This window comes from Treponema sp. R80B11-R83G3, assembly GCF_054786115.1.
This window is the reverse complement of record NZ_BDHF01000051.1, coordinates 1-12,214: the sequence shown is the minus strand read 5'-3', so window position 1 is coordinate 12,214 and position 12,214 is coordinate 1. Positions and strand designations below refer to the sequence as shown.

General features: G+C 44.3%; 10 protein-coding genes. 3 read left to right on the top strand and 7 right to left on the bottom strand.

Features of this window, described 5'->3' with window-relative positions:
* Positions 1–673: 673 nt before the first annotated feature.
* From ACYVRH_RS08430 to ACYVRH_RS08410, 5 genes are all read right to left on the bottom strand, one after another.
* Positions 674–1,702 (bottom strand): formylglycine-generating enzyme family protein, encoded by a 1,029-nt coding sequence (locus tag ACYVRH_RS08430; protein ID WP_461256477.1) that lies wholly within the window; start codon positions 1,700–1,702, stop codon positions 674–676.
* 80 nt (positions 1,703–1,782) lie between these two features.
* Positions 1,783–2,793, bottom strand: a complete 1,011-nt coding sequence (locus ACYVRH_RS08425) for an asparaginase (protein WP_461256476.1) — start codon at positions 2,791–2,793, stop codon at positions 1,783–1,785.
* 36 nt (positions 2,794–2,829) lie between these two features.
* The gene (locus ACYVRH_RS08420; protein WP_461256475.1) at positions 2,830–3,621 is read right to left on the bottom strand and encodes a hypothetical protein; all 792 of its coding nucleotides are present in this window, start codon (positions 3,619–3,621) and stop codon (positions 2,830–2,832) included.
* Positions 3,622–3,645: 24 nt separating this feature from the next.
* Complete coding sequence (locus ACYVRH_RS08415; RefSeq protein ID WP_461256474.1) at positions 3,646–3,783, bottom strand: hypothetical protein; 138 nt, start codon at positions 3,781–3,783, stop codon at positions 3,646–3,648.
* Between the two features lie 149 nt (positions 3,784–3,932).
* Positions 3,933–7,733, bottom strand: coding sequence for an SUMF1/EgtB/PvdO family nonheme iron enzyme (locus tag ACYVRH_RS08410; RefSeq protein WP_461256473.1), 3,801 nt, complete (start codon positions 7,731–7,733; stop codon positions 3,933–3,935).
* 200 nt (positions 7,734–7,933) lie between these two features.
* Here ACYVRH_RS08410 and ACYVRH_RS08405 point away from each other — a divergent pair, with 200 nt between their 5' ends.
* Entirely contained in the window at positions 7,934–8,302 is a 369-nt protein-coding gene (locus tag ACYVRH_RS08405; protein ID WP_461256472.1) for a helix-turn-helix domain-containing protein, read from the top strand.
* Positions 8,303–8,673: 371 nt separating this feature from the next.
* On the opposite strand, the gene ACYVRH_RS08400 is transcribed toward ACYVRH_RS08405, so the two are convergent.
* Together ACYVRH_RS08400 and ACYVRH_RS08395 are read right to left on the bottom strand one after the other, a co-directional pair.
* Complete coding sequence (locus ACYVRH_RS08400) at positions 8,674–9,330, bottom strand: PTS sugar transporter subunit IIA (protein ID WP_461256471.1); 657 nt, start codon at positions 9,328–9,330, stop codon at positions 8,674–8,676.
* A 232-nt stretch (positions 9,331–9,562) separates the two neighbouring features.
* Positions 9,563–9,982 carry a cytidine deaminase gene (locus ACYVRH_RS08395; protein ID WP_461256470.1) on the bottom strand — a complete coding sequence of 140 codons (420 nt, stop codon included), beginning with the start codon at positions 9,980–9,982 and terminating at the stop codon, positions 9,563–9,565.
* 101 nt (positions 9,983–10,083) lie between these two features.
* Between ACYVRH_RS08395 and ACYVRH_RS08390 the strand changes: the two genes are divergently transcribed.
* Both ACYVRH_RS08390 and ACYVRH_RS08385 read left to right on the top strand, forming a co-directional pair.
* Positions 10,084–11,253, top strand: coding sequence for a WD40 repeat domain-containing protein (locus ACYVRH_RS08390; RefSeq protein WP_461256469.1), 1,170 nt, complete (start codon positions 10,084–10,086; stop codon positions 11,251–11,253).
* A gap of 1 nt (position 11,254) precedes the next feature.
* Positions 11,255–12,130, top strand: coding sequence for a peptidoglycan DD-metalloendopeptidase family protein (locus ACYVRH_RS08385; protein WP_461256468.1), 876 nt, complete (start codon positions 11,255–11,257; stop codon positions 12,128–12,130).
* Positions 12,131–12,214 lie beyond the last annotated feature (84 nt).

Genomic DNA, 12,214 nt, shown 5'->3' with positions numbered 1-12,214 from the left:
TATTTCCTGTCCTTGTGTTTTCTGTTCACATTTTCCATAAACAACTCCATAATAGTTTTGTACCGAACCTTCGAAAGAAGGTTCAAAAATTACATACCTATATATGACGTGCAGATGCATGGCGCTTGACCGAAAATGAAAATATTTTTATTTTTCAATCTGGTACTGTACCATGACAAGGTTTGCAGATAATAGGCGTGTTGGTTATGCGCGGCGGCAATCATGGTCACGCACCGTATCTGCTACTGCTTGTAAGGCAAGAAAAGCGTCATGAAGAAACCTGCGGTTTCTTCGTTGGTAAGGAAATTTATAATACTGGCGAGGTATGCACCTCGCCTTCCAATCAAAGAATCGAATGGCTTTTGACAAGCTGCTAATTGCGTCTTTATCTGACTTATCGCACAGTTGGAATTCTTGTCCTAGAAAAGTCCACTATGTTGGGGTGGTCGGGAATATTACGACACTACTAAAAAGTGGTGACAGTTACCGTTGAGGTTACTGTGTAATGAGCCGACAGTGTTTTGGACGGATAATAGTGGCCATTGAAAAGATGGCAAGTAAAGTAAAAGCCCGGGTTACCAACGAAGCAATCATAAATCCACTGTTCAATAGCAGTTCACTACCGCCGATGCTCAACATTAAACTCAGGCACACACATCCGAAATCTTGGATTTCATGGAATGCTATGGCGCACGAGACGAAAACCATGCTCGTGGGCTTTTTTGCTCGGGTTGATGTCGTGCCGATTCGCGGAACGTAAGCACGTAGCTGTATCGTTCCAGCTCCCGCCACGCAAAACGCGATGAGTCCCCAATGACGCACCTTTGTAATCGACCTGCGCACCGCTTGAATAATCCCCATACCAGTCCCAGCACCATTCCCACACATTTCCGTGCATATCGTATAGGCCCCAAGGATTCGGGTTAAAACTTCCTACCACAGTCGTTTTTTTACGGTATATTCCCTTGGGGTTGTTGATGTAAGGAAAATTCCCATTGTAATTCGCCTGGCTGGTTGTGATGTTATTTCCGGTGCTGAACGGAGTGGTTGTCCCCGCTCTACACGCATATTCCCATTCTGCCTCGGTAGGCAGGCGATAACCGTTTGCGTTTGGGTTCCACCTTACATCATCGACGTTTCTGGAGTATATGGGGGTTAACCCTTCCTTCTGGCTCAGCTTGATGCAGTAATCTACCGCATCATACCAGCTTATTCCCTCAACCGGCAAATTATCCCCAATAAATTTACTGGGATTGACCTCCATTAATGCCTCATACTCCTTCTGCGTTACCTGGTATTTCCCCATGTAGAAAGGACTTACCGTTACCTGATGCTGAGGACTTTCATTAGGAAAGCGATCTGTCTCATTCACGTTGCTGCCCATGATAAAGGTTCCACCGTTGATGAATATCAAATTATTAGACGCGCTCATATCCCCTCCTCGCAATACTATGACCAGCATATTTACAATATCCGCGAATAGTCTAATCTGCTGTTCCTTGCAAAACGCAATATTCTCCGCAGTGTCGATTGCATTTTGTACTCCAGCTTCAAGAGCCAGGAAAAGCAGGCGGCTTTCTTCCTTATATTCACCGCAAGTGTAGTCGGACAGAGCCTCTTTACATTTCGCGGCATTAAGCAAGGTTTCCTTGCCATGTTCAACAACTAGCTTTTGAAGAATAGCGGTAAATTTTGGATCCATAAAGCATCTCCTTTAGTTCTTAATATAAGCATATCCCAATCAGGATATGTCGGTAAGTGTTTTCTTAAAGTCCGCAACAGTTATCCCATTTCTCCACAAATACTTTCTTTCATTTTATTGCTGACTTCTTCGAGGTTATTTGTATGGCCAAGTACCCACATTAATTTAGTAACAGCGGCTTCAACAGTAATTTTACTGACAGGAATTATACCTGTTTTTAGTGCCTTTTTACCTACATCATAAACTTCTAAATCAGTAGTACCGTATCTGCACTGGGTCATTACAACAACTGCAACATCCGCATTTATAGCATTTTCAATCGGCTTAATAAGATCACGCCGAATATTTGGCAGACCGCCTAAGCCAAAAGCCTCAATTACAATTCCTCTATATCGCATATCAACAAGTTGATTTATTACCGCAGAACTCATTCCAGGAATAAGCTTAAGAAGGAAAACATCAGTAGATATTGTATAGTCTAACTTCATATCTTCTGTTCTGTTAGGAAACGGATGCTTCATTTCAACTTTTTCGCCAATGATCTTGCCAGCATAACATTCGTTAATACTTTCAAAAGCTTGAAGATCTTTCGTGTTTATCTTGCTTGCCCTTGTTCCCTTGATAATCTTGCCGTTAAACACAATATATACGCCGGGATACCCCTCAATTACCGTTCGCACGGCATCAAGTAAATTACTTTTTGCATCTGTTTCAGGTTCGTTAAGTAGGTGTTGTGAACCTGTTAAAATCACAGGCTTATTAAGGTTTTTTAGCATAAACGAGAGCATGGAAGAAGTATAAGCCATTGTATCCGTTCCATGAGTGATAACCACGCCATCAAAAGGTTTCAGACCATTAAAAGAATTCAAACCTTTGTATATTTCTTCCGCTATTATCTTCCATTCTTCTGGTTGCATATTGGAACTATCTAAACATAATATATCCTTGTCTTCAGCATCACATAACTCCGTTATTTTTGGTACGGCATTTATTAGCTCTCTTATCCCATGTTGAGGGGTCGCTCCATCTGGACTATTTTCAGAAGCGATTGTCCCTCCCGTACCTAAAAATAAAATCCTTTTTTTTATCATCTCTTCTCCTTATTTTTAATTAAAATCTAATCGCAATTAGATAGTAATTGTTCCTTTGATACTATAAATCATATCTTCAATTGACCGGGTAGATAAAATAAATCCTTCAATCAACGGTTTCAGATCATCAGAAACATCAATATTCTTATAATTGAAAAGTTTAAAATCTTCAAAATGAATTTTATTATAGTTCCAAGTATTTATGACAATATATTTATCACTATCAACCCAATTCACGGAATCCGAATTGACAAGAATAATCTTATCTTCACTAAGTTTGCATTTGTCAAATAAAAAAGGCTCAAAGTATATATTTGATGCCCCCATTTCCTTCAAAGTTAAAGAAACCGATTTGCCTATATCATCATGTTGATAATATATATTTTGGTACATATCATCGGCCCCAATAGCGCTGTCATTATAAAAAACACATTTTACGCGCAATTTTTGCAATAAAACAGCTATCATTATATTGATGTTAGACAATCGCGGAAAATGTGCAGTGTATTCCTGCATTTGGCTTTGGGCGATAGATAACAATTCTTGGTTTTCCATACTGGATTTATCAATATCTAAGTCAGAAACAATCCCATAATTAAAAACTGCTTCTATTATCTTATTCGCTTCGATGTCTTTGTGCCCGAAATTCGTGGATACTATATCTGTGGCGTTAAAAAAGCCATTGAACATATATAAAACATCAAGTACTGACTTCGGCGAAATGATGGTATGCTTAGTATTGAAGTACAAACTAAGAACCAAATCCTTTTCTTCGGTATACGAACCATCTACGCCAATAAGCCTTATATCAGAATTAAACTTAATCACGCTATATTTCCACTTTAGAATAAACTATTTGGCCTTCTCTGCACAAAAAGTAACCAAGCCACAAATGCTTACAAAGCAAGCCGCCATTGACAAGCCGTTCATCACCGTTATGGCGATAACCGCTATCCCTTTAATAAATTGCCGTTTTTGTTTGTTTTTCATAACGTTCTCCATTTATTTTTAGTAATTAGTGGTTAGTTAATAGTGATTAGTATCATCGTCCGTAATCTTCGCTTGTTTCCAACACGCTCAGTTTGCTAACTCCGCTCACTAACCACTACCTACTATCCACTAATAACTACTTCCCTCTCTCAGGGGCGAACAAGCCGGAAGCCGAGCCCGTAGTACAGGATGTCCGGGTAGTCTTGGAACCGTTTTGCTGAACGCAGAAACCCGGGCACGAATGACGAATCATAGTTCCCATCGCGTACCACGCGGTAAGTCCCCGAGGACGCGCCCATAGGATCAGGTTGCGTCCCGCTCAAATAACTCCCATACCAATCCCAGCACCACTCCGATACGTTCCCGCTCATGTCGTACAACCCCAATCCATTAGGAGCTTTCTTCCCTACTTCATGCGTCTTATTGCTACTGTTAGCGTTATGCCATGCCACGTCGTCTATAAAGTTGCTCCCTGAATATGTGTAATTCCCTGGCGAACCGTCCCCTCCTTTCGCCACATATTCCCATTGCGCCTCCGTAGGCAAACGATAACCGTTGGAACCGGCTACTATTTCTACCGCGTTCCATGTAGAGTTGCTGCTGGTAGGCACGCTGCTTCCCCAGTCCGCGGGATCAGTACTCCCCGATATTCTATACGCAGGGCTTAACCCTTCCATCATGCTCAACTTATTGCAAAATACTAGCGCGTCATACCAGCTTACGTTTTCCACAGGCCGCCTGTTCTGAACTTCCCCAGACGAGGGTAAAGATGTAAAAAGACTCGGATTGCTCCCCATCACCACCGTCCATTGCTCCTGCGTTACCTCATACTTCCCCATCTGAAAACCGCTCAGCGTTACAGTATGTACAGGTTTTTCATCACTTTGGCCTTCATTTTTAACATCGCCCATCTGGAAACTGCCGCCGGGGATTTGCACCATCTCAATAACTAACTTATAATATATATCCGCCGTCTTAGGCGATCCGTTTATGATATATCCCGATTTTGTGACTGCCACGTTCAATGTCCCGCCGGACGTAAAGCCGCTTATCGGCAGGGTGTATGGATTGTAGCCGCTTAGCGTCCCTTTGCTTACTCCTGACACGCCGCTCAATGTTATATCGGATGCGGAAAACCCTGTAACAGCCTTGTCAAATTTCAATGTCAACAGTGTGGTAGTCTGCGTTGAAGAACCGTTTGCGGTTACACTGGTTAAGAAAACAACATTGTAAATATCCGCTGTCTTAGGCGAGCCGTTTATGTTATAACCAGATTTAGCAGCGACCGCCACGTTCAAAGTTCCGCCTGCGGTAAATCCGCTGATTGACAATGTGTACGGATTGGAGCCGCTTAACGTCCCTTTGCTTACGCCTGATACGCCGCTCAACGTTATGTCGGATGCAGAAAGCCCAGTTATCGCCGCGCTAAAAGTCAGCGTCAACTGCGTGGTAGTCTGCGTTGAAGAACCGTTTGCCGTTACGCTGTTGAATGTAACTGGAACAACGTAATAAATTGCCCTTGTTTTTGGCGAGTCCTGAATATCATAGCCCGATTTTGCGACCGCCACAGACAAGGTTCCACTGGACGTAAAGCCGCTGATTGGCAGGGTGTACGGATTGGAACCGCTCAGCGTCCCTTTGCTTACGCCTGACACGCCGCTCAATGTGATGTCAGCGGCAGCAAGCCCGTCAATCGCTTTGTCAAAAGTCAGAGTCAATTCCGTGGTGGTCTGAGTCGTAGAACCGCCGTTGGATGTTACGCCGCTCAAAGTAACAAAAACTCCACTGCCGCTATGCGTCGGCGTCATCATGCCGGGACCGGCTTCATAAGTTCCATTATCGTAAGTAATTATTCCGGTTATTTGGATAATGCCCGCCGAACTTATCTGAACTGTAAACGGTGCGCCGGATTGAGGGCTAAGAGTCCATTGCCACTGGCTGCCGTTCTGCGCCGCCGTCCCACTGCTGACTTTTGTGCCGACATACAATTCATAAATGCTGCCGCTTGTTAATGTCAGCCTGTAGACATTGCTTGGCGATGAAGTTTCACCTATATATGTAAAAATTGACGAACTGTCGTAATAGTAAATATTTACAGTCATTGGCGAGCCGCTCACGATATAGCCCGATTTAGCGACCGTAACATTCAAAGTACCGCCCGATGTAAAGCCGCTTACAGGCAGGGTGTACGGATTAGAGCCGCTTAGCGTCCCTTTAACCACGCCAGACACGCCGCTTAACGTGATGTCGGCGGCGGTAAGTCCGTTAATTGCTTTGTCAAAATACAAGGTCAATTCCGTGGTGGTCTGCGTTGGAGAACCATTGGCGTATACATTGTTGAAGGTAACAGTCGGCGTATATTTGTATACTGTAACTGTCTTTGACCCGCCTGAAAAAGCGTACCCGGACTTGGTTACTGAAACAGTAACCGCTCCGGTGTTTGCAACACTTGTTATGTTAAGGTCATAGATGCCAGTCCCTGTTCTGTTTAACGCGCCTGTTATCGCGCCTGTCGTACCTGTATTAAAAATAATATCCGCCGCAATTAGGCCGTTAATGTCTTTGTCAAATGTTAGGGTAAGCTTGGTAGTGGTAGCCGTACTTGAACCGTCCGCCGTCAGATTGGTAAACGAAACGGCAATATCCGTAGGAGCTATATAGCGGTATACGGTAACAGTCTTTGACTCTCCACTTATATTGTAACCGGACTTGGTTACGAAAACGGCAACGGCTCCGGTGTTGGCGACGCTTGTTATGGCAAGGTCATAGGTTCCTGTCCCTGTTCTGTTTAACGCGCCTTTTATCACGCCGGTAGAACCGGTATTAAATGTAATGTCATCCGCCGTCAGCCCGTTTATGTCCTTGTCAAATGTAAGGGTGAGTTTAGTGGTGGTGGCTGTGGGAGAACCGTCCGCCGTCAGATTGGTAAACGAAACCGCCACAGGCGGAGTATATTGATATACAGTAACGGTTTTTGCCTCTCCGCTTATATTATAGCCCGACTTGGTTACGGAAACGGTAACCTCTCCGGTTGCGATGACGCTTTGTACGGCAAGTTCATAGACCCCTGTCCTGATTCTGTTTAACGCGCCTTTTACCGCGCCGGTAGAACCGTTATAAAGAATAATATCTGCCGCAGTTAAGCTGTCAATGTCCTTGTCAAATGTAAGGGTGAGCTTGGTGGTGGTAGCCGTACTTGAACCGTCCGCCGCCAGATTGGTAAACGAAACGGCAATATCCGTAGGAGATATATAGCGGTATACCGTAACGGTCTTTAACTCCCCGCTTATATTGTAACCAGATTTGGTTACGAAAACGGCAACAGCTCCAGTGTTGGCGACGCTTGTTATGGCAAGGTCATAGGTTCCTGTCCCTGTTCTGTTTAACGCGCCTTTTATCACGCCGGTAGAACCGGTATTAAATGTAATGTCATCCGCCGTCAGCCCGTTTATGTCCTTGTCAAATGTAAGGGTGAGTTTGGTGGTGGTGGCTGTGGGAGAACCGTCCGCCGCGAGATCGGTAAACGAAACGGCAATAACCACTGGTGGCGTATATTTGTACACCGTAACTGTTTTTGATCCGCCTGAAATGGCGTAACCGGACTTGGTTACGGAGACGGTAACCGCTCCGGTGTTTGCAACGCTTGTTATGGCGAGGTCATAAACTCCAGTTCCAGTTCTGTTAAGCGTACCTTTCACCGCGCCTGTAGAACCAGAGTTAAAAGTAATATCCGCCGCAGTTAAGCCGTCAATGTCCTTGTCAAAAGTCAGGGTGAGCTTAGTAGTGTTGGCCGTACTTGAACCGTCCGCCGCGAGATCGGTGAAAGATACCGGTTTATCTTTCAGATCTTCCGCCTCTTGACAACCGGACAGGATTAGAACTGTCATGGCAATAATCACTACCACATTAGGAAATTGCCATTTAACTGTGTTTTTCTTAACACGCTTCATAATTTTACTCTCCTTTTTAGCGCATTTGTTTTTAATGCTTTATTCATAGAAAACTCTTTTTAGTCTAATTTTGGAAATTTTTTGAATTACCACTGAAAAACAGTAAGATGATCCATGATTATGACATCATATACCATATTATGGTATATAAACCAATAAGTCAAGAGAAAAAAAGCAAGTATTATGACATGAAGGGTAATATGCCGAAAAAAATGGCAAATATAAAGGAAATTTTCGCCGCAAATCTAAGGGAAATACGTCGAAAAAGTGGGTTAACACAGGAAAAACTTGCTGAAAAGGCTGATATGTCGCTTCATTACCTTGCAACACTGGAACTTGGCAATAATTTCCCCTCCGGTGAAATGCTTGAAAAATTGGCAAAAGCACTGGACATTCAAGCCTTCCAATTTTTTTATCCTTTATCTACGCCGGAAGGGGCTTTATTGGATTTAGAACAGTCTATTATTACCAATATAAAACAAGATTTTAAGAAAGAAATTATTGGCGAAGTTGTAAAGACTATAAAACAAACTTTATCTGATGATTGTAATAAAGTAGCGCAAACGTAACAGTTACCGCTTTTTTCATAGCGTACCTTGCCTTGCAATGTACGTTAGATATAGGGAATGGTCTCGGTGGTAAATTGCTAATTAGCGCTAGAAGATGTATGCCCAATAAAATCCTTGAGTACAGTCAGGGCAGGCTGCGCATGGCAAAAACATCTTCTGTGGGTTCCCCGCCGTAGAGACTTTGAAATAAAACAAAGAAAATTCAGAGAATAAAAGTTCGGCGACGAACCCTAGATAAAGCTTTCTACCCACCGCTGTTTAGTCGCTGAAAGGCTCGTAGGCGGATTCTCCCAGAGTTTTTGCCATGCGCAGCCTGCCCTGACTGTACTAAATAAATTCTTTAGTCATACATCGTGTAGAACTCCCGCGATTTATTTATCACCGAGTACCAGCAAATCATACACCTGCTGTTCAGTCTGCGCCTGCAAAAGAGAATCCCTCAGTTTTTTATTTTTCAATCTGGTACTGAACCATGACAGAGTTTGCAGATAATAGGCGTGCTGGTTATGCGCAGCGGCAATCATAAAAACCAGCCTTACAGGTTCGTCGTCTAACGGCTGAAAATCGACAATATTCGCCCTGCTTACGCCGACAGAGACGACAAGATCGGTTATCGAAGACAGGCGCACATGGGGAATGGCAATCCCGCAGCCGATGGCGGTACTCATCAATTCCTCGCGTTTTAAAATCTCAGTAGAAAGTTCCTGCCTGTTTTTCACCTGAGGAGCGGCTGCGAGGTTTTCCGCCAGGGCTAAAAGCGCGTCTCTTTTGCTTGAGTAATTCATAAAAATTACGCGATGCGGCGACAGAATCGATTCGGCGTTTACAGGGGTAATCTGCGGATTTAACGAAGTGGAGACAAGCCTCTCATTGACCCATTTGTCAATCTCAGACTTTTTAAAACGCCACGCGGCTCTTATCTTCCCCGCCGGAATCTCCCCCTTTTGAGCGCAGTCATAAATTGTCCGCTCCGATACCCGCAAGTACTTCGCGACTTCTTCAAGAGTGAGTATATCGTCATCTGCCATAACGTAAATTATCGCATAATACGGTAATAAATGTCAAGATATTCATGTAAAAAGCAAGGTTTTCAATTAACAATGAGCAATTAGCAATTAGTAATTAGTAATTAGCAATGAACAATGGTTGTTGTTAGCAGTCTGCTCGAGAACTGCCACGCTCAGATTGCTACATTGCTCACTGCTCATTGCTCATTGCTCATTGCTCACTGCTCATTGCTCACTGCTCATTGCTCACTGCTCACTGCTCACTGCTTTTCAGCTCATGCAGTGAATCAAAGGGGTAAAGTTCGCCTATGGTGGTGTTTATCTGATTTCCGCCATTTCCGGCAAAGCGGACGGGGGCGTCGGCTGACATAAACTCACTTAGCACCTGACGGCAGGCGCCACAAGGACCTGTAGGCTCAACGGAGTCGGGGGTAGAGATGGCAAGGGCGGTAAAGCGCAGGTGCCCCTTGGCGACGGCGGCGCAAACGGCGTTTCTTTCGGCGCAGATTGTCAGGCCAAAGGAGCGGTTCTCCACGTTCACGCCTGTAATAACGGTCCCGTCTTCGCATAGCAGAGCCGCGCCTACCCTGAATTTGGAATAGGGGGCGTAAGCCTTGTCGGCAATCTGCCGCGCCTGCGCAAATAATTTATCCATTTGATTTTTATCGATCATGCTTGTCTCCTTGTATTTTCTATTATATAATGAAAATCACTAAATGAAAAACACTAAAAACTTCAGTTTTTGTGTTTTCATATCTTGTTAGGGGTAATGTCTTGGCGCAGAAAAAAAATAAAGTTAAGGTATTTATAATCATTCTGATTTTTATTATCTATTTTCTTGCGGCCGCAAGACCGGTTCCACGCGAAACAGTGCTTGCGCAAAGTTGGATAAAATCATTGGCGACAAGCCCACAAACCTCTTATACGCTAGATGAAAATATTTCTGCAGACGGCGGTAATAAAACTGATGTTTCCGTTTTATCCGGCGAGCTTCTTCCTTTTACGTTAGGTTCCCGGTTTGGTTATGTCGATTCACAGGGGCAATTTGCCGTCAACAGATCGATGATTAACGATATTTGCCTTAGTGCCAATATGTGGACGGAGTACGGCGCGGAACCGGCTAATATTGTTATTAATAATATAATAGATGACGCAAAAATTAACATTGAAAGCACAAGAGGGTATCCTGTTCTGTTAGACGACAGAATTTTTATTCTTGGCAGCGATCAGAACTCGTTATCTCAAATCAGTGAGAACGGGAATGTCCTGTGGACTTATGAATTTGGCGCTCCCATTACCTGCATGGACGCGGCTTCGGGGCTTGTATTGACAGGCTCTCTTGACGGAGCCGTTGAGGTTTTTAATTCAGGCGGGGAGCGCATTTATTACTTTGAACCCGGCGGTTCGCGCTATTCGGTAATTTTAGGTTGCGCAATTTCCAAAGACGGTTCGTATATCGGGATTGTATGCGGTATCGATCAACAGCGTTTTTTGCTGTTTGAGCGTTTTGGAAACGCGAACGGCGAATATAAAGTTGTGTACCATGAATTTTTAGGGGCGGGATTCAGGCGGCCTGTATATGTTTTATTTATTGATGATGACTGCAGAATTGTTTTTGAAAGAGCGGGAGGAATCGGCTGTTACACGATCAAATCAAGGCGCGGAATATTTATTCCGTTAGACGGAAGAATTGCCGCCGTTGACGGTTCGGGAGACCAAGGAATTTTCTTTTTAATTACTTCGCATCCCGGTCAGGAAAAAAAACTTGTTGGAATCCAATTTCCGCAGGAAGGATTGTTGGGTTTTTTGGGAAACACGGAATTGGAATCGGTTTTTTTAAAAGCTTCGTTTAAAAGTGACGATGTTTTTCTTGGCAGAAGAGGCTCAACGGTCGTAACGGGCGGCGGTTCGGCGTTAATTTCCTTTTCTCTGGAGGAAAAATAAAATGAGGAAATTTGCATTTCGCATAACGGCAGTTTTTATTTATATTTGCGTTATTTTTTCAGTACACGCTTTAAACTGGCCCTCCGAGAACGCGGCTCTTGAACGCAATTTCGGCTCCAATGACAGAGGGCTTCCCGTTTTAGGGATGATCTTCAGCGGAGGCACGGACGTGCTTGCCGCCGAAAGCGGCGAAGTTATTTTTTCACGCGGAAAAAAAGACAACGCGTCTCGTCTTCCCTCTCCGTTAGGCGCATGGACTGCTGTTGATCACGGTGACGGATTAATCAGCATTTACAGCCGTTACGCCGAACCTGTCGTTCCCGTTACGGATACGCAGATTGAAAAACAGCAGATAATCGCCTCGTCCGGCGTTTCCGGCTGGTCAACTCGAGACGGATTTTATTTCATGCTTTTTGACAGGCGTGAGCGCCGTTGGATTAATCCCGCGATGATTATTACTCCTTTGCTGGAAACCCGTCCCCCGCAAATATTTTCCGTAGATTTGCGAAACAGCCAGGGACAGATGATGCAGTCGCGTAATTTAACGCAAGGACGCTACACGGTAATTGTGAACGCGCCCGGAGGAGTCCCGCTTACGCAAAACCCCGCTTCCCGCCAATATGCTCCGCAAAAAATTATCTGCCTGATAAACGGCACGGAAGTCAGCTCCCTGAATTTTGAGGCTGTCTCGGCAAGAGACGGGGTGTTAATGGTTTACCGTAACGGCCTTGTTCCCGCAAGGCAGATATACTCAAGCCTTACGTCTTTTGAAGCAGCCGAAATTTTTCTGACTCGCGGGCAGGTAACGATGGAAATTATCGTGCAGGATATATCCGGCGCTTCACGTAACGCGATAAACCGCTTAATTATAAATTGAGCGTAATTAGTGAAAACATGGTCAATGCCTATCGGCGCCGGAAAAAGTGAATCTCGCCCCTGCGCTCTTTGCGGCAGTCTCATT